The following is a 21,647-nucleotide window of genomic DNA, read 5'->3' as shown; positions in this document are numbered from 1 at the left end:
GGCCTCGCCCGCCGGCGGTGTCACCGGCCCACGGGCGAAGTGAGCCTGGCGCGGGCCGGTCAGCCGCAGTTCGCGGCGTTCAGATGCGCAGAAGACGCCGCGCCGCCCTGCCGGTAGCGATACTCGACCTCCTCCACCTCGCCCCGGCGAAAGGCCGAGCGCCAGACGCCGCAGCGCTTGCTCCGCTCGCTGTCGCGCAGAAGATGGAGGTCGACCCGCTCGTCGGCGACGAATTCGAGGCTGACCTTTCGGCCATCGAACGCCACCCCTTCCAGGATCGACCCGTCGGCCTGCGGCGTCGGGAGATTGGATCGCATATCCTCGATCAGGGTGTCCGCCGTGCCGGCGGGCCCATACACGCCGCTGGCGTCGATCTCACGGATCAGCAGGGCGGACGCCGTGAGGCTGACGCCCGCGAGACCCGCGAGGTGTAGTTTTCGATTGCGAAACGCTTGCACCACGAGTCTCCGCGAATGGAGGGTGTTGGATCGAAACGCTTCAACACGAAATATGTTGCAATGCGGTGAAGATTCATCCGGCGTTAGTCTTGAGGGTTTGGGCACTCATCATCTGAAGATGCCGTTGGCGGAGGCTGGATCGACGCTCTTCGGTAAGGTGCGGCGCACAATGCGGACAGGAAACGCCCTCCTCGAAACGCGTGTCCTCGCGCTCCTCCGCCGACAGCGGACTGCCGCAGCCGAAACAGGCCGTCCAGTTCGCGGGTCGCACCGAGGCTCCGACGGCGGTGCGATTGTCGAAGACGTAGCAGTCGCCCTCCCATAGGCTCTGCTCCGGCGGGACGGTTTCGAGATACTTCAGGATGCCGCCCCTGAGGTGGCGTACGTCCTCGAAGCCGCTCGCCAGAAGGTAGCTCGACGCCTTCTCGCATCGGATGCCGCCGGTACAGAACATCGCGATGCGCCGATGGCGGGCGGGGTCGAGCTCGCGCTCCGCGAAGTCCTTGAACTCGGTGAACGTGTCGATGCCCGGATCCACCGCGCCGGCGAAGGTTCCAACCCGCGTCTCGTAGCCGTTGCGCGTATCGAGGACGAGCGTGTCCGGGTCGCGGATCAACGCGTTCCAGTCCGCCGGCTCGACATAGGTGCCGACGAGGCGGGTGGGATCGGCTTCCGGCGCGCGCATGGTGATGATTTCAGGCCGCACCCGGATCCGCAGCCGCGCGAACGGCCGCTCGGCGGCTTCCGAGAACTTCACCTCGCCGAGACGGATCGCGAGGTCGCGGTCCAGATGGTCCAGCACCGCCTCGATCCCTTCGGCCGGTCCCGCGATCGTGCCGTTGACGCCCTCCGTTGCGATCAGGATCGTGCCGACCACGCGCTCGCGCGTGCAGAGGTCCAGCAGAGCCGAGCGCAGGGCTGCCGGATCGGCGATGGACACGAAGCGGTAGAGTGCGGCAATGGTCCAGGTCATGGACGCCGCTATATCGCGAAGCCGGACGGATGGCCAAGCCGCGCCGGCGTGCCGGCCCGCTCTGGAACGGAACCCACGATGAGCCTCGACTTCGACAAGCGATTCGCGCCGCATCACGGCGAAGCCGTGCCGGTCGAACCGGGGATCCTCCGCCTCACCGCGCCCAACGCCGGGCCGATGACCTTCCACGGAACCAACACGTATCTCGTCGGGCACGACCGGCTCGTGGTGATCGATCCGGGGCCGGAGACGGCGTCGCATCTGGCCGCCATCCTGTCCGCCGTCGGCGGGCGGCCGGTCGACGCTGTCCTGGTCACGCATACCCATCTCGACCATTCCGCACTGGCGCCGCGCCTTGCGCGGGAAACCGCGGCGCCGCTCGTGGCGCAGGGGCCGCATCGCATCTCGCGCCCGCTCGCTGAGGGCGAGGTCAACCCGCTGGACGCGGCATCGGACTTCGCCTTCCGGCCGGACATCGTGCTAGACGACGGCGCGGAACTGCGGCTGGGCGAAACCGTGCTGCGCGGCATCCACACGCCCGGCCACACCTTCAACCACATGGCCTTCGCCCTGGAGGACCGGGGCATCCTGTTCTCGGGCGACCACGTGATGGCCTGGGCCACCAGCGTCGTGGCACCGCCGGACGGGTCGATGGCCGACTATCTGCGCTCGCTCGACCGCCTCGCCGCTCGCTCCGACCGGCGCTACCTGCCCGGCCACGGCGGCTCGGTCGAGACCCCGGCGACCTTCGTCAGGGCCCTGCGCGCCCATCGGCGCATGCGCGAAAGCGCGATCCTGGAAAAGGTCCGCTCAGGCCTGTCGACCGTGCCCGAGATCGTCGCGTCAATCTACCACACGACGGACCGGCGGCTGCACGGCGCGGCCGGCCTGTCCGTCCTGGCGCATCTGGAAAGCCTCGTGGAACGCCGGCTGGTGGCGGTCGAGGGTACGTTCGGCCTTGCCGGTCGCTTCGCCCCGATCTGACGGCCACTCACTCGTCGGGCACGATCCCCTCGGCGGCCCGCATCGCCTCGTCCACGCCGTTCAGGAAGGCGACGATGATGCGCCGGTTCTGGCCGAGGTCGCGATCGAGATCGCGCGAGGCGGAGCGCATGTCGATGAAGGTCTGCGCCCCCTCCTCCGTGATGCGGATGGTCACGTCGCTCGGGAAGCCGAAGACCGGCGCGTAGGCGATGGCCTGGATGGTGTATTCGCGCGCGTCCTTCATGGCGAACCTGTCCGGCGGCTCGGAGGCCGTGCTGCCGCGCAGCGTCGGGATTGGGACGAGCACCGTGCCGCTGACGCCGAGATCGTCGCTGTCGCGCGGCGGGGTCAGGCTGCTCTGGACGCCGGTGATCTCGATGCCCTGCTGCTCGAGCGTCGCGCGGGCCGCGTCGTAGACCATGGAGGCCGTGGCCTGGTAGTCGCGGCCGGGCACCACGGGGTCGGTCGCGCCGGTCGCGGGCGCCATGGGCCCGAGGGCGGCATCCGCCAGCCCGGCGGTCTGCGCGCTCGCGCCATCGGGAAACGATCGGTAGAGATAGGCGGCGCCCGCGAAGGGAAGGAGCACGACGGCGGCCACCACGAACGCCGCGACAGCCCGTCCGCCGCCGATCGCTCCCCTGCGCCAGACCTCGGCGATCGCCGCCAGCGCCAGGAGCAGCGCCAACGACGCCAGCCCGCCCGCCAGGACGAGCGTCCAGGACAGGTCGTCGAGGTCGAGCAGCTTGAGCCGAAACAGCGCGACGCCGACCGGGATGAGGACCAGCGAGAAGGCCGCCATGCTCCAGGCGAAACCGGCCGAATGTGCCCGCGTCCTGATGTAGTGTCCGGCCAACGCGTTTCGCTCCCGCTTCTTTCTGCGCCCCGAGGATAGCGCGAGCCGAGCGCCGGCGACATAGGCCGACGCTGCTCGCTCAGTGGCGCCCGCGTGTCTTGGGCGCGGCGGCGGCGCGCAGGGCCCGCTCGAAGCGGATCGCCGCCTGCGCGGCGGCCAGCCGCGCGATGGGCACGCGGTACGGCGAGCACGAGACGTAGTCGAGGCCCGTGCGCTCGAAGAAGGCGATGGAATTGGGATCGCCGCCTTGCTCGCCGCAGACGCCGAGCGAGATGTCGGGCCGGGTGCGCCGCGCCTTCTCGACGCCCATCGCGATCAGCTCGCCCACGCCCTCGATGTCCAGCGACTGGAACGGGTCGCGCTCGATGATGCCCTGGCGCTCGTAATTGGACAGGAAGTTCGCCGCGTCGTCGCGCGAGATGCCGTAGACGGTCTGCGTCAGGTCGTTTGTGCCGAAGGAGAAGAAATCGGCGACCTCGGCGATCGTGTCGGCGCGCACGATGGCGCGCGGCAGCTCGATCATCGTGCCCACCAGATAGTCGACGCTCTTGCCGCGCTCCTGCTTCACGAGGTCGGCGATGCGCTCGACGCGCGCCTTCACGAAGTCGAGCTCGCGGCGCAGACCGACCAGCGGCACCATGATCTCCGGGACCACGGCCTTGCCCTTGCGCTCGCCGGCCTCGATCGCCGCCTCGAAGATCGCGCGCGCCTGCATCTCCACGATCTCGGGATGCGAGATGGCGAGCCGGCAGCCGCGATGGCCGAGCATCGGGTTGAACTCGTGCAGCGCCTCGATCCGTTCCGCCACCACGGCCGGGCTCATGCTGAGCATCACGGCCGTTTCGGCGATCTCCTGCTCGCCTTTCGGCAGGAACTCGTGCAGCGGCGGGTCGAGCAATCGGATGGTCACAGGCATGCCGGCCATGATCTCGAACAGCTCGACGAAGTCCGACCGCTGGATCGGCAGGAGGCGTTCCAGCGCCGCCCGGCGTCCCGCCTCGTCGGAGGCGAGGATCATCTCGCGCATCATCGAGATGCGCTCGCCCTCGAAGAACATATGCTCGGTGCGGCACAGGCCGATGCCCTCGGCGCCGAACGCGCGGGCGGCACGCGCCTCGGCCGGCGTCTCGGCGTTGGTGCGCACCTCCATGCGCCGAGCCCGGTCGGCGAAGGCCATCAGCGTGGCGAAGTCGCCGGTCAGCGAGGGTCGCTTGAGCTTGGGCGAGCCGAGGATGACCTCCCCCGACGTGCCGTCGATGGTGATCTGGTCGCCGGCCCGCAGCGTCCGCCCCATGGCCGTCACGGTGCCGGCCTCCTGGTTGATGCGGATCGCGCTGGCGCCGGTCACGCAGGGCTTGCCGATGCCGCGCGCCACCACGGCCGCGTGGCTGGTGGTGCCGCCGCGCACGGTCAGCACCCCCTCGGTCACGTGCATTCCGTGGACGTCCTCCGGCAGCGTCTCGTTGCGCACCAGGATCGTCTTGCGCCCCTCGGCGGCGACGGCGATCGCCCGCTCGGACGAGAACACGATCTCGCCGCTGGCCGCCCCCGGCGATGCCGGCATGCCCTTGGCGACGACCAGCACCTCCTCGCCGCGCTCGATGGTCGGGTGGAGGAGCTGGTCGAGCGAGGACGGCTCGATGCGAAGCAGCGCGTCCTCCTCGGCGATCTGTCCCTCGCGGACCATCTCCACCGCGACGCGGATCGCCTCGGCCACGTTGCGCCGGGCGATGCGCGACTGGAGGAAGAAGAGCTCCCCGTCGCCGACCATGAAGTCGACCTCCGTGGCGTCGCCCATATGCGCCTCGATCCGGCGCACGTATTCGGTCAGCGCCGCGGGATCGGCGGGAAAGAGGTCGGGTTCCGCCTCGACGCGTTCGAGGTTCAGCGGCTCGGTGACGCCGGCCGGTCCCGCCCCGTCCCGGTTGCCGAACACGAACTCGCCGGTCAGGCGCGGACGGCCGGTCTTCAGGTCGCGCGACAGCGCACGACCCGTGCCGGACTTCTCGCCGCGCTCGTTGAAGATCATGGAATGCACCGTGATCGCGACGCCGGCATTCTCGGCGATGCCGTGCGCCAGGCGGAAGGCACGCGCCACCGGGCCGCGCCAGCTTGCGAAGCTCGCCTCGATCACTTGGTAGAGCTGCTCCAGGGGCGTCTGCGGCATCGGGCTGCCGACCTCGTCCTCGATGAAGCGGAGGTAGGCGGCGATGAGCGCGCGCCAGTCCACCAGCGAATGGGGCTCGTCGCCCTGCCAGCCCGCGCGGGCGCGCTCGGTCTCCGCCAGCTCCTCGAAATCCACGGAATCGACGGCGTGGATCAGGCTGCAGTAGCTCTCGATGAAGCGCCGATAGGCCCGGAAGGCGAAGCCGACGTCGCCGAGCTCGCGCGCCAGGAGTTCCACCGTCCGGCTATTGAGGCCGAGGTCGAGCACTGTGTCGGCAAGGCCCGGCATCACCGAGCGGGCGCTGGCGCGAACGGCGAGGAGAAGCGGCTTCTGCGCGCCGTCCAGCGTGCGCCCGGTCACCCCTTCCAGCCATTCGATGGCGGCCAGCACCTCGTTGCGCAGCGCGGCCGGGAGCCCCTCGGCGCTCTCCGCCTCGCGCCAGGCCGAGGTCGAGATGGTGAAGCCCGGCGGCACCGGCAGGTCCAGCGAGGCGAGGAGTGCGAGGTTCGAGCCCTTCAGGCCAAGCGCCTCCGCCGGGTCCGCCGTGCGATCCGCAGCGCCACGCATGAACGTGAACAGTCTCTTGGCCATGGGAAACGGGCGCCGTTGGGCTGGAAGCGAAGAACCGATCGCGCCAGACATATGTCATTGTTGCGCCTGCGCCAATTGCTGCGGCGCAAAACTTCGGGGCGCGGGGCGGGTATGTCCCGCGCCCCAATGCGAGCGATTACAGATGCTTCTCGATCACCGCCGCCATTTCGTCGGCCGACAGGGCGCCGGAATACTTGTCCCCGTTGACGAAGAAGGTGGGCGTCGCGTTCACGCCGAAATCGTTCTGGCCGGCGGTCTGCACCGCGACCACCTTGCCCTGGAGCTCGGTGTCCTTGAGGCAGGCGGCGAACTGGTCCTGAGTCATTCCGGCGAGCTGCGCGATCTTCAGGAGCGCGGCGGACGCGTTTTCCGCGGCGGCCCATTCGCGCTGCTGGTCGAACAGCACGTCGACCATCGCGGTGCGCTTGTCGTCGCCTGCGCAGCGCGCCAGCATGAAGGCGCCCAGCGCGCGCGGATCGAACGGGAACTCGCGCAGGATGAGCTTCGCCTTGCCGGTGTCGATGTAGTCGGCCTTGATCTTCGGATAGGTCTCCGAATGGAAGTCGCGGCAGTGGCTGCACGTCATCGACGCGTATTCCACGATCGTCACCGGCGCGTCGGCGTTGCCGACGATGATGTCGGGAAGCGCCTGCGGCGCCATCAGCTTCGACACGTCCACCGTGCCCTCGGGGGCCGGCGCGGTGGCGGCGGAAGGGTTGGTCTGCGCGGCCGCGGGCGCCGCGGCGGCGGGGGCGGCGGTCTCGGCCTGGGCGAAGGCGGGCGCCGCGCCGCCGAGCGCGATCCCCGCCGTCAACAGGCCGGCGACCAGCGCGCGGGCGCCTCGAGGAAGGATACGGGACCGGTTCGAAGGAACGAGCATGAAGAGATCAGCCTTTCGCAGAAGCCACGATTCGCGTTCGCTTATGCCACGTAGGCGAGGAAATGTGGCGATCCAACGGGCAGGATGGAGGTTGGACGCGGCGATCGCCCCGCGGAGCCGCCTCAGCGCCGCCGCGGGTCGCGGGCGGCGGCGTTGCGGCCGATCACGGTTTCGCCAAGCCGCTCCAGCGCCTCGCGGAGCCGGTCGCTCTCGATCCGGGACGTGGCGTCCCGGATGGTCTCGCGATGCGTGGCGTCCAGCGGCGCGACGGCCGGCTTTCGGCTCGGGCGCACGATGCGCACCGCCCGTTGCACGATCTTGACCTTCGACACGGCGCGATAGCCGAAGAAGTCGTTGACGCGCGAGAGGATCGTCTGGACCTCGTGCTGGAGCCGGAGGGCGAAGGCGCCCTCGCAGGCGATCACCAGCGTCGCGGGCTCCGACGTCTCGTCGCCGTATCCCTTGGGCCAGACCAGCTTCTCGGGCCGGCACCCCTCCTCCAGCCTCGGCCCGACGATCTCGGGCCAGGCCCCGAGGAGGTCGAGCGACATGCCGGCCTTGCGGGCCACCACGGGCTCCACCAGCCGCGACACGAGATCGCCGATCGGACGGGCCGCGCGCCTCGGCGGCCTGCCGGCCGGCTTCCCAGCAGGGGGCTTGCCGGTCGGCGATGTCACGTCGCGCCTCCGGACCGTTCTCCGAACGGGCGCGAACGCCGCAGCTCCACGAGGATGATGCCCATGCCGGAGAAGATGACGAGCACCATCCACTCGTTCAACAGCACGCCGTGAAACAGGCCGAACACGAAGGTGAAGAGCACCAGGGCCAGGGACGCATCGCGCACCAGCGGATCGACCGAACGGCCGAGCGCGCCTGCGAGGAAGGCCGCCATCGCGCCGCCCATGAGGGCGAGGCCGATCAGGCCACTCGACAGCGCCTCGTCCAGGACGAGGTTGTGCAGGTGCTGGTAGCGTAGGACCTCGCCCGCATTGGGCCCAGCCTCGTCGGCGACCCGCGCCATGCGCTCCATGCCGCCGACGCCTATGAACGGGTGCTCGGCGAGGACGCGCAGCGCCGACGACCACATGGCCAGCCGTATGTCCACCGAGCCGACCGCGAGGCCCGTCGCCTCGTAGGCCTCCATCTCCGCGACGCCCGCTTCCATCCGATCGGCCAGGAAGCCGCCCACAGGCACCGCCGCCAGCATCGCGGCCACGAGCCCGCCGACCACGGCGACCGCCACACGCCCCTTGCGAGCGCGAAGGTGCGGCAGCGCGCCCCGCAGGTCGAGGATCGCGGTGATGACGAAGAGCAGCATGGCGGCGCGCGTGCCGCTGAGGGCGATCGGCACAGCCGCAAGGTAGGTCCAGAAGCGCCCGTCCGGCAGAAAGCGCGGACCGCCGCCGGTCGGAAGACGCGCGAGGATGGCGATGGCCCCGACCACGAAGGCGAAGATCGCCTCGTTCTTGCCGAGGCCGACCCGCGCGCCCGTCACCGCGTATTCGGCCGTGGACAGGACGACCAGCGCGAGCATCCCGACGCGCCCGCCCAACGCGAGCGCCCGCGCCGGATGACGCACCAGCCCTAGGCCGAGCGGCAAGAGGGCGCAGGCGAACTCCAGGGCCGCGTAGGACAGGACACGGTTTCCGTCCATCGGCTCGCCGCGCGCGAGGCTGAGTCCGATCTGCCAGAGCGCCCATCCCGCCAGGACGCCCATGAAGACGACAGGCGCGCCGCGCAGGGTGCGGGGGCGGGTGATCGCGAGATAGAGCCCGCAGACGGCGAACAGCAGGAAGGCCGCCTTGCCCGCCGAGACGAGCAGCGACAGGCACAAGGTGCCCGCCCCGAGGATCGCGGGATCCCAGCGGCGGCGGCGCAGCAGCAGGCCGAGCACCGTCATCGCCGGCGTCCCGCGCCAAGCGCATAGGTGACGCGACGCACGAGTTCGGACGTGCGGAACAGAAGGGTCGGAAGCCGGCGCCAGGGCTTGAGCTTGCGGGCCCCGTAGCGCCCGCCGACCTCGATCTGGCTGGTCTTCGACCGGGCCGCGAAGGCGACGAGATCGGGCCAGACGTCGAGGGTGCGCACCTCGTTGGCCCAGCCGCGCTCCAGCGCGACGTCGAACGGGAGGGACATCGGACGCAGCGCCCTCGCCAGCTTCGCGGCGGCGGATCGACGCACCATGTAGGCCGCCGCGCTGCCTGTCGGCCCGAAGAGAGCGGCGGAAAGGCGACGCCCTTCGGGCAAGGCGCGAAGCCGGCGCCGCCAAGGCCGTCGGTGATGGGCGAAACGCACCACGTCCCAGTCGTCGCGCTCGGCGAGCGCCCGCAGCACGGCCGCCATGCCGGGCCGGGGGCGGACGTCGTCCTCGAACACGACGCCCATCTCGGCCCCGCCCGCCGCGATCGCCTCGATGGCCTGGAGGTGGCTCAGGTAGCAGCCGTATTCACCCGGCACCGGACGCTTGCCATGGCGTCGGAGGAAGGCCGGAAGGTCGAGCAACGGACGCTCGTCCTCCGGGATCGTCTTCCCATCGACGCCCGCGATCCGTATCAGGTCGATGCCCTCGGCGGCCATGTCGGCACGGATGTCCGCCAGACGCTCCGGCGACCGGTCGAGATTGATGACGAAGAAATCCATGCGCACGATGCCGGCCCGAACCAGGGGCGCCGAAGGCCCGGAAGGGCGGTTGGATGGACGCGGCCCGGAGGGAAGTCAACCCGAACGGTCGGACGGACGCTTCGCCGAGGCGCTGCTGGCCTGGTACGACCGACACGCGCGCGTCCTGCCCTGGCGCGTGTCCCCCGCCGATCTCGCGGCCGGTATCCGGCCCGATCCCTATCGCGTGTGGATGTCGGAGATCATGCTCCAGCAGACTACCGTGGCGGCGGTGAAGGGGTATTTCGCATCATTCACCGAGAGGTGGCCGACGGTGGAGGCGCTGGCCGGCGCGGCCGACGCGGAGGTGATGGGCGCCTGGGCTGGCCTCGGCTACTACGCCCGCGCGCGGAACCTCCTGGCCTGCGCCCGCGACGTCGCTTCGCAACGCGGCGGCCGCTTCCCGGAGACCGCCGCCGAGCTGAGGAGCCTTCCCGGCGTCGGCGAATACACCTCGGCCGCCATCGCGGCGATCGCCTTCGACGAGCCGGTGGCCGTGGTGGACGGCAACATCGAACGCATCGCCACGCGCATCGCCTGCATCGAGACGCCCCTGCCCGCCGCCCGCCGCCCGATCCGCGCGCTGGTTCAGGACCTGACGCCCGCCAAGCGTCCGGGCGACTTCGCGCAGGCGATGATGGATCTGGGCGCCACGATCTGCACGCCGCGACGGCCCGCTTGCGTGCTCTGTCCTGTCGGGGAGGGTTGCAAGGCGCGCCGGCAGGGGCGACAGGAACTCTTTCCGGTGAAGGCGGCCAAGGGCGCGAAGCCCGCCCGCGAGGGCGCCGCCTTCGTGCTGCGGCGGACGGGCGACGGGGCGGTCTGGCTGCGAAGGCGCCCCCCGTCGGGCATGCTGGGCGGCATGAGCGAGCCGCCGACCACAGACTGGAGTTCGCGCGCCGACGGCGCCACGGGCGCGGAGGCCGCGCCCGTGGCGGCCGACTGGCGCCTCGTCGGTTTCGTGCGCCACGGCTTCACGCATTTCGACCTGACCCTGGAGGTCTGGACCGCGGAAGCCGGCGCCGATCCGGGCATCGACGGATGGTGGGCTTCGCCGTCCACGCTGGACGGCGAAGCCCTGCCGACGCTCATGCGCAAGGTGCTGGAACGCGCCGCGGCCGATCAGGCGGGCGCGGCGGCCATCTGATCGCGCACGATCTGGCGCAGCTCGTCGATCACCCGCAGCCGGCCGTTCTCGCGCACGTGCCAGAATGTCCAGCCGTTGCAGGCCTCGAGCCCCTGGACCTTTGCGCCGATCCGATGGATCGAGGCCGCCTCGCCGCCGAAGGCGATCGTGCCGTCGGCGCGCACGCTGGCCTGCCAGCGTCCCTTGGCGTCGGTGAGCTCGGCGCCGGGCGCCACGAGCCCCGCCTCCACAAGGGTGGCGAAGGGCACGCGCGGCTCCGCCCGCTTGCCGGCGGAGATGCGCAGCACGTCCGCGTCGAGCGGCTCCACGGACAGGATGCGGTCGGTCGCGGCCTCGATGTAGTCGTCCTGCCGCTCGATGCCGACGAAGTTGCGGCCGAGCCGCTTGGCCACGGCGCCCGTGGTACCGGTGCCGAAGAACGGATCGAGGATCGTGTCGCCCGGCCGCGTGGAGGACATGACCACGCGGGCGAGCAACGCCTCGGGCTTCTGGGTCGGATGGACCTTCTGCCCCTCGCCGTCCTTCAGCCGCTCGCCGCCCGAGCAGATCGGAAACAGCCAGTCGGAGCGCATCTGCGTGTCGTCGTTGGCGGCCTTCATCGCGTCGTAATTGAACGTGTAGGCCTTGGCATCGGCGCTCTTGGAAGCCCAGATCATGGTCTCGTGGGCGTTCTGGAAGCGGCGGCCCCGGAAGTTCGGCATCGGGTTGGTCTTGCGCCACACGACGTCGTTGAGGATCCAGAACCCGAGATCCTGCATGATCGCGCCGACGCGGAAGATGTTGTGGTAGGAGCCGATCACCCAGATCGTGCCGTTGGGCTTGAGCAGCCGCCGCGCCGCGAGCAGCCAGGCGCGCGTGAAGGCGTCGTAGGCCGCGAAGCTCTCGAACTGGTCCCACGCGTCATCGACGGCGTCGACCTTCGACTGGTCGGGCCGATGGAGGTCGCCACCGAGCTGAAGGTTGTAGGGCGGGTCGGCGAAGATCGCGTCCACCGACTTCTCCGGCAGCGCGGCCATGCGCGAAACGCAGTCTCCCTTGATGATGGTGTTTAACCACTCGGGCGCAACGGGCGACCGGTCCTGCTCGACGGGAAGACGACGAACGGTCTGCAGTTTCGACATCGGGCCACCTGAACTCGCTACTCGGATACGACCTTCATGGTTACCGAACGAGCTTAATGATCGGTGAAGTCCGTGCGGGTGGTCAGCGCATCGGCCGCGTGCTACCCGGTCGCCGTCTCTCCTATTCCTTCCGTTTCCTTCTGCCGGAGGACAGCTCCATGCCTCTTTCCCTCGTGCTGTTCGATTGCGACGGCGTCCTCGTGGATTCCGAGATCATCTCGGCCAAGGTCGATTCGACCATGCTGAAGGAGGTCGGCTACGACATCTCGCCGACCGAGATCGCCGAACGGTTCGCCGGGCTGACGCAGGACCGGATCGCCGAACTGCTGCAGGAAGAAGCCGGCATCCGCCTGCCGGAGGACTACAACGCCCGCCAGAGGGTGGCGCTCGACCAGCGCCTCGCCGCCGAGCTGGAGCCGATCGCGGGCGTCCACGAGATGCTGGACCGCATCGACCTGCCGCGTGCGATCTGTTCCAACTCCAGCACGGACCGGTTGAAGCTGATGCTCACGCTGGAGCGCGTGAAGCTCTGGGACCGGTTCCGTCCCTATGTGTTCTCGGCGCGCGAGGTCGGCAGCGGCAGGACCAAGCCGGCCCCGGACGTCTACCTGCACGGCTGCCGCGAGCTGGATGCCGCGCCGGGCGAGACGGTCGTCCTTGAGGATTCGGTCCACGGCGTCGCAGCGGCGGTGGCTGCGGGGTGCCGCGTCGTCGGCTTCGTGGGCGGGGGGCATACCTATCCCGGCCATGCCAACTCGCTGACCGAGGCAGGCGCCGAAACGGTGATCCGGCGCCTGTCGGAGTTTCCGGCGGTGGTCGAGGCCCTCGCCGAGTGGGAACGCGCCTGAGCGCTCAGGAGCCGGGGCGGCTCTTGCCGCCCTGCGGCCCCTCGTCGAACCCGGCATAGACCACCAGCGAGCGGCCCTGCGGCACGGCGATGCGGATCGCCCGGTCGACATAGCGGAATTCCTTGGGCCCGCCCGCCGGATCGGTCGAGACCGGCTGCTGGCCGAGCTGGCTGTAGACCAGCTTGCCCGAGTCCAGGATCGCCACGCGGATCGGAAGCTGGACCGAACCGGGCCGCGCCGCCGGGCCGGGAACCACGCGCCCGGCGATACCGACCTCCATGTAGAGCTGCCTGTCGCGCACGCGGCAGGAGCGCGTGGTGGAGGCGATCGAGGCGATGTACTGGAGGGCGTCGCCCGAGCCCCGGCGCAGGATCGCGGTGCCCTCGCGTAGGCTCACCTGCGGGCAGTAGTCGGGCACCGTCCCCGCGCTGGCGGCCTGCTGCGCGGGCGACGGCGCGGGGACGGTGCCGCCCCCGCCGGAGGTGCTGCAGGCGCCGAGCGCCAGGGCCGCGAGGACGATGCCGGCGGCGTTGCGGGCGAAGGTCTGCTTGGACATATGCATGCGGCGGTTCTTCCCATACCGTGTCGAGCCGTTCTATATCAGGCCCCTACGCGGGTTTCGACCGGGCGGGCCGCGAAAACGCTCCGCCCACGGGTCGCCGGACCGAACCGTTGGGAGTGGTCGTGAGATATGTCAGTACGCGGGGCGAAGCCCCGATCCTCGGGTTCGCCGACGTTCTCCTCGCCGGACTTGCCAGCGACGGCGGCCTCTATGTTCCCGAGACCTGGCCGCAGATCCCGCCCGAGACCATCGCCGCATTCGCCGGGCGCCCCTATGCCGAGGTCGCGCTCGAGATTCTGAAGCCCTTCGTAGGCGACGAGATCGCCCCCGAGGCGCTGGAGCGCATGGTGCGCGACGCCTATGCGACGTTCCGCCATCCGGCCGTGGCCCCGCTGGTGCAGATCGGCGAGCGGCATTTCGTGCTGGAGCTGTTCCACGGACCGACGCTCGCCTTCAAGGACGTGGCGATGCAGCTCCTGGCGCGGCTGATGGACCATGTTCTGGCGCAGCGCGGCCAGCGCGCGACGGTGGTCGGCGCGACGTCCGGCGACACCGGCGGCGCGGCGATCGCCGCCTTCGCCGCCAGCGACCGGACGGACATGTTCATTCTGTTCCCGAAGGGCCGCGTCTCGCCCGTCCAGCAGCGGCAGATGACCACGGCCGGTTCGCCCAACGTCCACGCCGTCGCCGTCGAGGGCACGTTCGACGACTGCCAGGCGCTGGTGAAGGCGATGTTCAACGACGCCGCGTTCCGGCGCGAGAGCGCGCTGTCGGGCGTCAACTCCATCAACTGGGCCCGCATCATGGCCCAGATCGTCTACTACTTCACCGCCGCCGCGAGCGTCGGCGCGCCGGGGCGCGCGGTGTCCTTCACCGTGCCCACCGGCAATTTCGGCGATATCTTCGCCGGCTTCGCGGCCAAGCGCATGGGCTTGCCGATCGAGCGCCTGATCGTGGCGACCAACGAGAACGACATCCTGGAGCGAACGCTGCGCACCGGGCGCTACGAGATGGAGGGCGTCCACGCCACCATGTCGCCGTCGATGGATATCGAGATCTCGTCCAACTTCGAGCGCCTCCTGTTCGAGGCGGGCGGGCGCGACGCCGACGTGATCCGCCGGTTGATGCAGCAGCTCCAGCAGTCGCGCGCCTTCACCCTGCCGGACGACATCCTGCAGGCGATCCGTGCCGAGTTCGACGCGGGACGCACCGGCGAGAGCGAGACCGCCGAGACGATCCGCGACCAGCTCGCCACCACCGCCTATCTTCTCGACCCGCATACGGCCGTGGCCGTCTCGGTGGCCGAGAAGCGGCTCGGAGACGTGGCGATGATCTCGCTGGGCACCGCGCATCCGGCCAAGTTTCCGGCCGCCGTGAAGGCCGCCTGCGGCACCGAGCCGGCCCTGCCCCCGAGCCATGCCGACCTGATGACCAAGGGCGAGCGCTTCGACATCCTGCCGAACGATCTCGGCGCGCTCCAGGCCTTCATCCGCGAGCGCAGCCGCGCCGTGCGTCTCGGGGCCGCTGCATGAGCGTTGAGATCACCCGGCTTTCCAACGGGCTGACCATCGCCACCGAGAACATGCCGACGCTGGAAAGCGCGGCGCTCGGCGTCTGGGTCAAGGCGGGGGCCCGCGACGAGGCGGAGGGCGAACACGGCATCGCCCATCTTCTCGAGCACATGGCCTTCAAGGGCACGAACCGGCGAAGCGCACGCCGGATCGCCGAGGAGATCGAGGACGTGGGGGGCGAGCTGAACGCCTCCACCAGCGTCGAGACGACCGCCTACTACGCGCGGGTGATGAAGGACGACGTTCCGCTCGCGCTCGACATCCTGACCGACATCCTGATCGACTCGCGGTTCGACGAGGAGGAACTCGCGCGCGAGCAGCACGTCATCCTCCAGGAGATCGGCGCCGCCGAGGATACGCCGGACGACATCGTCTTCGACCATTTCCAGGGCGCGGCCTACCGGGACCAGATTCTCGGCCGTCCGATCCTCGGCACGCGCGAGAGCGTCAGCAGCTTCACGCCCGGGCAGATCCGCGACTACCTGAGGCGGCACTACGCGCCCGAACAGATGGTGGTTTCGGCCGCCGGCGCCGTGTCGCACGAGGATATCGTCCGCCGGGTCGAGGTTGCCTTCGGCTCCGCCTCGGCACCGGAATCCGTGCATCGGCGCGAGCCGGCCGTCTACACCGGCGGCGAGTTCCGCGAGGACCGCGATCTCGCCGACGCGCAGATGGTGCTCGGCTTTCCCGGCCGCCCCTACTACCAGCGCGACTTCTACGCCGCGCAGGTCCTGTCGATCATCCTGGGCGGCGGCATGTCCTCGCGCCTCTTCCAGGAGATCCGCGAGACGCGCGGCCTGTGCTACGCGATCTCCGCCTTCCACTGGAGCTTCTCGGACACCGGCATCTTCGGCGTCCACGCCGCGACCGGCGAGGAGGAGATGGCCGAGCTCGCGCCGGTGATCGTCTCCGAGCTGGTGCGCGCGACCGAGGGCATCACCGAGAAGGAGGTGAACCGCGCCCGCGCGCAGATGCGCTCCAGCCTCCTGATGAGCCAGGAGAGCCCCGCGTCGCGCGCCGGACAGATCGCCCGCCAGCTCATGTTCAAGGGCTCCGTGCTGGAGAACGGCGAACTCCTGGACCGGCTGGCGGCCATCGACGCGGACCGCCTCACCGACCTTGCCGGCAGGACCTTCCTCGGCACCACGCCGACGCTCGCGGCGATCGGCCCGATCTCCCGCCTTCCCGACGTGGGCGAGATCGCCTCCCGCGCCTCCGGCGCGAGCGTGCCGCCGCCTCCCCGCACGTTGGTTTCGTCCTGAGGACGACTGGGCCTCCATGGCGTTCCTCGACTGGGTTCAGCCCTCGACCCAGCCTGTCCTGACGGGTCCTGGCATCCTTCTTCGCGCGCCGCGCGGCGTGGACTACGAGGCCTGGCGGGAGCTGCGAGGGCGCAGCCGCGCCTTCCTGACGCCCTGGGAGCCGAGCTGGAACGACGACGAGCTCGGCCGCCCGTCCTACCGCCTCCGGTTGCGCCGCTACCGACTGGATGCGCGGCAGAGGACCGGCTACACCTACTTCGTCTTCGATCGGGAGGGGGCGGTGCTGATGGGAGGGCTCACGCTCGGTCGCATCCAACGGGGCGTCGCCCAGACCGGGACGATGGGCTACTGGATGGGCCAGCCCTTCGCCGGACGCGGGGTGATGTCGCAGGCGGTGCACGCCGTCTCGGGTTTCGCCTTCGACGTGCTGCGCCTCCACCGTCTGGAGGCCGCATGCCTGCCGCGCAATGCGGCTTCGATCCGCCTTCTGGAGAAGTCCGGCTTCTCGCGCGAAGGTCACCTTCGCCAGTACCTCAAAATCGCCGGTGTCTGGGAGGATCACCTGCTCTACTCGCTTCTGGCCGAGGATCGGGCGCCGGGCCGCGCCCCACCGTCCGCCACCTGACCGACCACCGTCCGCGAACAAAGGCCCGAACGCGCTCGATGCCGCACAGTCTCCGCCTCGCACGCCAAGTCCTGTTCCTGCTGGCCGTCCTGATCGGATCGCTGGCGGCGACGCCGGGCTACGCGCTCTCGCCGGTCTCGATCGGGCGCGAGGACATCGCCATCGACCTGGAGCCGGCGGTGGAGATCTTCCGCGACCGGGGCAAGAACTTCCAGGTCTCCACCGTGCCGGGCGCGGACGGGATCGTCCGGCGCATCGAGGTCGAATCGACCGCGCCGCAGCCGTCGGGCGACTGGGCCGTCTTCGCGCTCGCCAACAACACCGACGAACAGATCGACCGCATCGTCGTGGCGCCGCACTTCCGGCTCGCCAATTCCGGCTTCCTGTGGCCGGACCTCGGATCGCAGCGGATCGCGGCGATCACCCCATCCGAGGGTTTCGCGCTGGACCGGCAGGACAGCCCGGAAGCCGACGTCTTCCTGGTCACGCTCGATCCCGGCGCGATCATCACCTTCGTGGCTGAGCTCTCGTCGGACCGCCTGCCCGAGATTCGCCTGTGGGAGCCGAACGCCTACAAGGACACGGTCAACGCCTTCACCCTGTATCGAGGCATCGTTCTGGGCATCGCGGGCCTTCTGGCCGTGTTCCTGACGATCCTCTTCGTGGTGAAGGGATCGCCGATGTTTCCCGCCACCGCCGCCCTCGCCTGGGCCGTGCTGGCCTATATCTGCATCGACTTCGACTTCTGGCAGAAGCTCGTGCCCATCGTGCCGGGCCAGGAGCGGATCTGGCGCGCGGGCACGGAGGTCGCCCTCGCCTTCACGCTCGTGGTGTTCCTCTACGCCTACCTAAACCTCAACCGGTGGCACGGCATCCTGTCGGCCTTTACGGCGATCTGGCTCATGGGCCTGGGTGCGCTCGGCGTCCTGGCGGCCTTTGATCCGCCGATGGCGGCGGGCATCGCGCGCATGTCGATGACGGCCGCGGCGGGCTTCGGGCTGATCCTGATCCTCTACCTGTCGGCCATGCGCTTCGACCGCGCCATCATGCTGATCCCGACATGGCTGCTGATCGTGGTCTGGATCGCGGCCGGCTGGCTCACCGTCACCGGACGGATCGACAACGACATCATCCAGCCCGCGCTGGGCGGCGGTCTCGTCCTGATCGTGCTCCTGATCGGCTTCACCGTGATGCAGCACGCCTTCGCGGGCGGATCCTTCGCCGGCGGCCTTCTGTCGGACATGGAGCGGCGCTCGCTGGCGCTGGCCGGAACCGGCGACGCGATCTGGGACTGGGACGTGACGCGCGACCGCATCTTCGCCGGCTGCGACACGGAAGGGCTCGACGGCATGCCCGTGTCGGCGATGAACGGACCGGCGCGCGACTGGCTGCCGATCCTCCATCCCGACGACCGGGACCGGTTCAAGATCACGCTCGACACGATCCTGGAGCATCGCCGGGGCCGCATCGCGCAGGACTTCCGCGTGCGGGGCGGCGACGGCCATTACCACTGGATGAGCCTTCAGGCGCGCCCCGTCCTCGGCAGCAACGGCGAGGTCGTGCGCTGCGTCGGCACGCTCAAGGACGTGACCGAGCGCAAGAAGGCCGAGGAGCGCCTCCTGCACGACGCGCTCCACGACCAGCTCACGGGCCTGCCCAACCGCGAGCTCTTCATCGACCGGCTGGACTCGATCTCCTGCCTCGCCGCGACGCGGCAGGACGTGCGCCCGACGCTGTTCATGGTGGATATCGACCGGTTCAAGCAGGTCAACGACGATTTCGGCATGGCCACGGGCGACACGATCCTCCTGACCGTCGGGCGTCGGCTCAAGCGCGTGCTGCGGCCGCAGGATTCGCTCGCCCGCCTGTCGAGCGACCAGTTCGGCGTGATCCTGATGTCGGAAAGCGATGTGGCGGCCGTCGCCGCCTTCGCCGAGACGCTGCGCGACGCCGTGCGCGCGCCGATCACCTTCGCGAACCAGGACATCATCCTGACGGCGTCGGTCGGCCTCACCGGCTGGACCGAGGGCGCGGGTGCGGACGAGGTGCTGCGCGAGGCCGAGCTCGCCATGTACCAGGCCAAGCGGATGGGCGGCGACCGCATCGAGCCCTTCCGCTCGGCCTTCAAAACCTACAGCTCCGGGCGCGTGGAGCTGGAATCCGATCTGCGGCGCGCCTTCGGACGCAACGAGCTGTCGCTGGTGTTCCAGCCCATCGTGAAGCTCGCGACCGGCGAGATCGCCGGCTTCGAGGCTCTGATGCGGTGGAATCACGCCAAGCGCGGCTTCGTCTCGCCGACCGAGTTCATCCCGCTCGCGGAAAGCACCGGCCTGATCGTCCAGCTCGGCCAGTTCGCGCTCGACGAGGCGGCGCGCCGCCTTGCCGACTGGCAGCGCCTGCCCGGCCAGTCCAAGCTGTTCTGTTCGGTCAACATCTCCAGCCGGCAGTTGATCCGTCAGGATCTCCTCAACGACGTGCGGCAGATCCTGAAGCGATACCATCTCGCGCCGGAGACGCTGAAGCTGGAGCTGACGGAATCGCTCGTCATGGACAACCCGGAGCGGTCCGCCAAGCTTCTGGAGCGGCTGAAGGAGATGGGCGTCGGCTTGTCGCTGGACGACTTCGGGACGGGCTATTCGTCCCTCTCCTACCTGATGCGCTTCCCGTTCGACACGCTGAAGATCGACCAGTCGTTCCTGCGCGGCGACCAGGTGCCGCAGCGTTCCATCCTGGTGCATTCGATCGTGACCATGGCGCACGAGCTGGGGCTGGCCGTGGTGGCGGAAGGCGTCGACAACGACACCGACGCGGCGCAACTGCGCAAGCTCAACTGCGAATATGCCCAGAGCTTCATGTACGGGCAGCCGCTGACCGCCGAAGAAGCGCGCCGCCGGCTTCAGGAGCGGGCGGGAAAGCGCGGCTCCGCCTGACGGCGCGCCGCGCGTCCGTTCAGGCGTGGCCGGCGTCGGTGGCCAGGAACGCGGGATCGACGCCGAGGATCGCCAGCGCGCGCGAGTACTTGGCATCGAGTTCGTTGGCGAAGACGATCTCGAGGTCCGCCGCGCAGGTGAGCCACCCGTTGGCGGCGATTTCCGATTCGAGCTGTCCGGCGCTCCATCCGGCATAGCCGAGCACCATGATCGCGCTCGAAGGACCTTCGCCCCGCGAGATGGCCTTGAGGATGTCGAGCGTCGGGGTCAGCGAGATGCCGTCGTCCACCTCGACCGTGGAGTCCGAATCGTAGTCGTCGGAATGGAGAACGAAGCCCCGCCCCTGCTCCACCGGCCCGCCGTTGCACACCGAGACCTCGCGCCCCTTCTGCGGGAGCCGTATCTCGTCGGTGTCCTCCACGATCTCGAGCTGCTTGAGAAGCGTGGCGAAGCTCAGGGGCTGCGCCTTGTTGATGATGAACCCCATCGCCCCGTTCGGCGAATGCGCGCAGACGTAGACCACGCTACGAGCGAAGCGCTCGTCGTGCATGCCCGGCATCGCGATCAGGAAATGCCCTTCCAGCGAGGGCGCGTCGTCGTCGGATTGGCTACGCATGTTTTTCAGGTCCATAGGAGGAAGATAGACATGTCACGGCGGATTTGCACCTGCGTCGGCGTTCGAGCCGCCGGCCGACGTGCGTTGATGGTTGCCGCCGCGCTTGCGGCGGTCGTCGCGCCTCCGCCCGCCGCCCTCGCGGGAACGGACACGTTCGTCGCAGACGGGGTGACGCTGCGTCTCGTGGCGCTGCTGCCGGACGCGGACGGCCGGATGCGGGCGGCGCTCGCCCTCGATCTCGATCCGGGTTGGAAGACCTACTGGATCGCGCCCGGACCGGTCGGGCTTGCGCCGCGACTGGACTTCTCCGCCAGCGAGGGCGTGTCGGACCCCACCGTTTCGTTTCCCGTGCCCATCCGCTTCGCGGAGGGCGAGGCGCAGAGCGTCGGCTACGACGCGCCGGTGGAGTTCGCGATCCATGCCCGGGCGGACACCCCCGCCCCGACGCTGCGGCTCGACGCGTTCCTCGGCATATGCCGGGAGCTGTGCGTGCCGCTCCAGGCGGTGCTCGAGGCGCTGCCGAGCGACCGGCTGTCGGACCGGGCGTTGGTGGCGCGCGCCGAGAGCACCGCGCCCGCGGAAACCGGGCTGCTTGCTCCGACGGCCGCGCGCTGGAGCGCAGACGGCGGCTCGCTCCGCTTCGCTCTCGCCCACGGGGCCGGCGGCGTCCCGCTCGATGCCTTCGTTTCGGCGGGCGACGGTTGGGCGTTCGGACCGCCGGTGACGGAGGGGAGCGACGGGGCGGAGGAGCTTTCCCTTCCCGTCCTCTCCCGCCCACCGAACGCGCCGGACGCCGCGCGCGTCGATATCCTGTTGACGGCGGGCGAGAGCGCGCAACTATCCCGCGCCGTACCGGTCGCGCCGCGCTGAGTCGCAGCCGGCGCCATCGGTCCCGACAAGAAGGGATTGCCCCATGACCATCTCCATCGGCGAGCGCCTGCCGGACGCCTCCTTCCGCGTGCCCGGCGAGGACGGCCCGACCACCGCCACCACGGGCGACGTCTTCTCGGGCAAGCGCGTGGTTCTGTTCGCCGTGCCGGGCGCCTTCACGCCCACCTGCACGATGAACCACCTGCCGGGTTTTCTGGAAAACAACGAGGCGCTACGCGCCAAGGGCGTCGATACGATCGCCGTGGTCGCGGTCAACGACGTCCACGTCATGAAGGCCTGGAAGAAAGCCACCGAGGCGGGCGACCGCATCCTGTTCCTGTCCGACGGAAACGGCGAGTTCGCGAAGGCCGTCGGCCTCGATGCCGACCTGTCGGCCGGAGGCCTCGGCCTGCGCTCCAAGCGCTACTCGATGCTGGTGGAGGACGGCGTGGTGCGCCAGCTCAACGTCGAGGCCGCGCCGGGCCAGGCCGACGCGTCGTCGGCCGAGGCCCTGCTCGCGCAGCTCTGAGC

19 protein-coding genes and 1 pseudogene are annotated in these 21,647 nt (G+C 69.9%); 9 read left to right on the top strand and 11 right to left on the bottom strand.

Features of this window, described 5'->3' with window-relative positions; all coding sequences use genetic code 11:
- Positions 1 to 59 precede the first annotated feature (59 nt).
- Both D3218_RS01235 and trhO read right to left on the bottom strand, forming a co-directional pair.
- Positions 60 to 458, bottom strand: coding sequence for a hypothetical protein (locus D3218_RS01235; protein WP_136625030.1), 399 nt, complete (start codon positions 456 to 458; stop codon positions 60 to 62).
- A 340-nt stretch (positions 459 to 798) separates the two neighbouring features.
- Positions 799 to 1,431: pseudogene (gene trhO / locus D3218_RS01230) on the bottom strand (oxygen-dependent tRNA uridine(34) hydroxylase TrhO); the annotation flags it as partial.
- Positions 1,432 to 1,509: 78 nt separating this feature from the next.
- Here trhO and D3218_RS01225 point away from each other — a divergent pair.
- Entirely contained in the window at positions 1,510 to 2,415 is a 906-nt protein-coding gene (locus D3218_RS01225) for an MBL fold metallo-hydrolase (protein WP_119538072.1), read from the top strand.
- A gap of 7 nt (positions 2,416 to 2,422) precedes the next feature.
- Here D3218_RS01225 and D3218_RS01220 read toward each other — a convergent pair whose 3' ends face one another.
- From D3218_RS01220 to D3218_RS01195, 6 genes are all read right to left on the bottom strand, one after another.
- Entirely contained in the window at positions 2,423 to 3,268 is an 846-nt protein-coding gene (locus D3218_RS01220; protein ID WP_136625029.1) for a DUF1499 domain-containing protein, read from the bottom strand.
- Between the two features lie 79 nt (positions 3,269 to 3,347).
- A complete protein-coding gene (gene ppdK / locus D3218_RS01215; protein ID WP_119538070.1) occupies positions 3,348 to 6,026 on the bottom strand; it encodes a pyruvate, phosphate dikinase in 2,679 nt (892 codons plus the stop codon).
- Between the two features lie 136 nt (positions 6,027 to 6,162).
- The gene (locus D3218_RS01210) at positions 6,163 to 6,906 is read right to left on the bottom strand and encodes a DsbA family protein (RefSeq protein WP_119538069.1); all 744 of its coding nucleotides are present in this window, start codon (positions 6,904 to 6,906) and stop codon (positions 6,163 to 6,165) included.
- 122 nt (positions 6,907 to 7,028) lie between these two features.
- Positions 7,029 to 7,583, bottom strand: a complete 555-nt coding sequence (locus tag D3218_RS01205) for a DUF721 domain-containing protein (RefSeq protein ID WP_119538068.1) — start codon at positions 7,581 to 7,583, stop codon at positions 7,029 to 7,031.
- Positions 7,580 to 8,806, bottom strand: a complete 1,227-nt coding sequence (locus tag D3218_RS01200; protein ID WP_119538067.1) for an O-antigen ligase family protein — start codon at positions 8,804 to 8,806, stop codon at positions 7,580 to 7,582. Before D3218_RS01200 ends, D3218_RS01205 begins: the two co-directional genes overlap by 4 nt.
- Entirely contained in the window at positions 8,803 to 9,546 is a 744-nt protein-coding gene (locus D3218_RS01195; RefSeq protein WP_119538066.1) for a glycosyltransferase family 25 protein, read from the bottom strand. Before D3218_RS01195 ends, D3218_RS01200 begins: the two co-directional genes overlap by 4 nt.
- Between D3218_RS01195 and mutY the strand changes: the two genes are divergently transcribed.
- Complete coding sequence (gene mutY / locus D3218_RS01190) at positions 9,530 to 10,711, top strand: A/G-specific adenine glycosylase (protein ID WP_245414873.1); 1,182 nt, start codon at positions 9,530 to 9,532, stop codon at positions 10,709 to 10,711. The two genes, D3218_RS01195 and mutY, sit on opposite strands and share 17 nt — an antisense overlap.
- Here the strand turns inward: mutY and D3218_RS01185 are convergent.
- A complete protein-coding gene (locus D3218_RS01185; protein ID WP_119538065.1) occupies positions 10,687 to 11,832 on the bottom strand; it encodes a site-specific DNA-methyltransferase in 1,146 nt (381 codons plus the stop codon). The two genes, mutY and D3218_RS01185, sit on opposite strands and share 25 nt — an antisense overlap.
- 158 nt (positions 11,833 to 11,990) lie before the next feature.
- Here D3218_RS01185 and D3218_RS01180 point away from each other — a divergent pair, with 158 nt between their 5' ends.
- Complete coding sequence (locus tag D3218_RS01180; RefSeq protein WP_119538460.1) at positions 11,991 to 12,680, top strand: HAD family hydrolase; 690 nt, start codon at positions 11,991 to 11,993, stop codon at positions 12,678 to 12,680.
- Positions 12,681 to 12,684: 4 nt separating this feature from the next.
- Here D3218_RS01180 and D3218_RS01175 read toward each other — a convergent pair whose 3' ends face one another.
- Positions 12,685 to 13,242, bottom strand: a complete 558-nt coding sequence (locus D3218_RS01175) for a hypothetical protein (RefSeq protein ID WP_119538064.1) — start codon at positions 13,240 to 13,242, stop codon at positions 12,685 to 12,687.
- 122 nt (positions 13,243 to 13,364) lie between these two features.
- Between D3218_RS01175 and thrC the strand changes: the two genes are divergently transcribed.
- The 4 genes from thrC to D3218_RS01155 are packed head-to-tail and all read left to right on the top strand — an operon-like array spanning position 13,365 to position 19,630.
- Positions 13,365 to 14,774, top strand: coding sequence for a threonine synthase (gene thrC, locus D3218_RS01170; RefSeq protein WP_119538459.1), 1,410 nt, complete (start codon positions 13,365 to 13,367; stop codon positions 14,772 to 14,774).
- Entirely contained in the window at positions 14,771 to 16,075 is a 1,305-nt protein-coding gene (locus D3218_RS01165; RefSeq protein ID WP_119538063.1) for a M16 family metallopeptidase, read from the top strand. Before thrC ends, D3218_RS01165 begins: the two co-directional genes overlap by 4 nt.
- 16 nt (positions 16,076 to 16,091) lie before the next feature.
- Positions 16,092 to 16,700, top strand: coding sequence for a GNAT family N-acetyltransferase (locus tag D3218_RS01160; protein WP_119538062.1), 609 nt, complete (start codon positions 16,092 to 16,094; stop codon positions 16,698 to 16,700).
- A gap of 38 nt (positions 16,701 to 16,738) precedes the next feature.
- Complete coding sequence (locus tag D3218_RS01155; protein WP_119538061.1) at positions 16,739 to 19,630, top strand: EAL domain-containing protein; 2,892 nt, start codon at positions 16,739 to 16,741, stop codon at positions 19,628 to 19,630.
- 19 nt (positions 19,631 to 19,649) lie between these two features.
- On the opposite strand, the gene D3218_RS01150 is transcribed toward D3218_RS01155, so the two are convergent.
- Positions 19,650 to 20,246 (bottom strand): YqgE/AlgH family protein, encoded by a 597-nt coding sequence (locus D3218_RS01150; protein ID WP_245414872.1) that lies wholly within the window; start codon positions 20,244 to 20,246, stop codon positions 19,650 to 19,652.
- A gap of 87 nt (positions 20,247 to 20,333) precedes the next feature.
- On the opposite strand from D3218_RS01150, the gene D3218_RS01145 reads away from it, so the two are divergent.
- Both D3218_RS01145 and D3218_RS01140 read left to right on the top strand, forming a co-directional pair.
- Entirely contained in the window at positions 20,334 to 21,116 is a 783-nt protein-coding gene (locus tag D3218_RS01145) for a protein-disulfide reductase DsbD domain-containing protein (protein ID WP_168990378.1), read from the top strand.
- A 43-nt stretch (positions 21,117 to 21,159) separates the two neighbouring features.
- Entirely contained in the window at positions 21,160 to 21,645 is a 486-nt protein-coding gene (locus tag D3218_RS01140; RefSeq protein ID WP_119538059.1) for a peroxiredoxin, read from the top strand.
- Positions 21,646 to 21,647 lie beyond the last annotated feature (2 nt).

The sequence above is a fragment of the Aureimonas flava genome (assembly GCF_003583935.1).
Classification (GTDB): domain Bacteria; phylum Pseudomonadota; class Alphaproteobacteria; order Rhizobiales; family Rhizobiaceae; genus Aureimonas; species Aureimonas flava.
Note: the sequence above shows the minus strand (reverse complement) of the source record. Positions and strands in the feature narration are given on the sequence as shown.

Excerpts from the sequence above, each read along its gene's own strand:
- D3218_RS01210 (WP_119538069.1), bottom strand. The coding sequence starts at position 6,906 with ATGCTCGTTCCTTCGAACCGGTCCCGTATCCTTCCTCGAGGCGCCCGC.
- D3218_RS01185 (WP_119538065.1), bottom strand. The coding sequence starts at position 11,832 with ATGTCGAAACTGCAGACCGTTCGTCGTCTTCCCGTCGAGCAGGACCGG.
- D3218_RS01145 (WP_168990378.1), top strand. The coding sequence starts at position 20,334 with ATGGTTGCCGCCGCGCTTGCGGCGGTCGTCGCGCCTCCGCCCGCCGCC.
- D3218_RS01200 (WP_119538067.1), bottom strand. The coding sequence starts at position 8,806 with ATGACGGTGCTCGGCCTGCTGCTGCGCCGCCGCCGCTGGGATCCCGCG.
- D3218_RS01155 (WP_119538061.1), top strand. The coding sequence starts at position 16,739 with ATGCCGCACAGTCTCCGCCTCGCACGCCAAGTCCTGTTCCTGCTGGCC.
- D3218_RS01225 (WP_119538072.1), top strand. The coding sequence starts at position 1,510 with ATGAGCCTCGACTTCGACAAGCGATTCGCGCCGCATCACGGCGAAGCC.
- D3218_RS01140 (WP_119538059.1), top strand. The coding sequence starts at position 21,160 with ATGACCATCTCCATCGGCGAGCGCCTGCCGGACGCCTCCTTCCGCGTG.
- D3218_RS01160 (WP_119538062.1), top strand. The coding sequence starts at position 16,092 with ATGGCGTTCCTCGACTGGGTTCAGCCCTCGACCCAGCCTGTCCTGACG.
- D3218_RS01180 (WP_119538460.1), top strand. The coding sequence starts at position 11,991 with ATGCCTCTTTCCCTCGTGCTGTTCGATTGCGACGGCGTCCTCGTGGAT.
- D3218_RS01150 (WP_245414872.1), bottom strand. The coding sequence starts at position 20,246 with ATGCGTAGCCAATCCGACGACGACGCGCCCTCGCTGGAAGGGCATTTC.
- D3218_RS01195 (WP_119538066.1), bottom strand. The coding sequence starts at position 9,546 with ATGGATTTCTTCGTCATCAATCTCGACCGGTCGCCGGAGCGTCTGGCG.
- ppdK (WP_119538070.1), bottom strand. The coding sequence starts at position 6,026 with ATGGCCAAGAGACTGTTCACGTTCATGCGTGGCGCTGCGGATCGCACG.
- D3218_RS01175 (WP_119538064.1), bottom strand. The coding sequence starts at position 13,242 with ATGCATATGTCCAAGCAGACCTTCGCCCGCAACGCCGCCGGCATCGTC.
- D3218_RS01165 (WP_119538063.1), top strand. The coding sequence starts at position 14,771 with ATGAGCGTTGAGATCACCCGGCTTTCCAACGGGCTGACCATCGCCACC.
- mutY (WP_245414873.1), top strand. The coding sequence starts at position 9,530 with ATGACGAAGAAATCCATGCGCACGATGCCGGCCCGAACCAGGGGCGCC.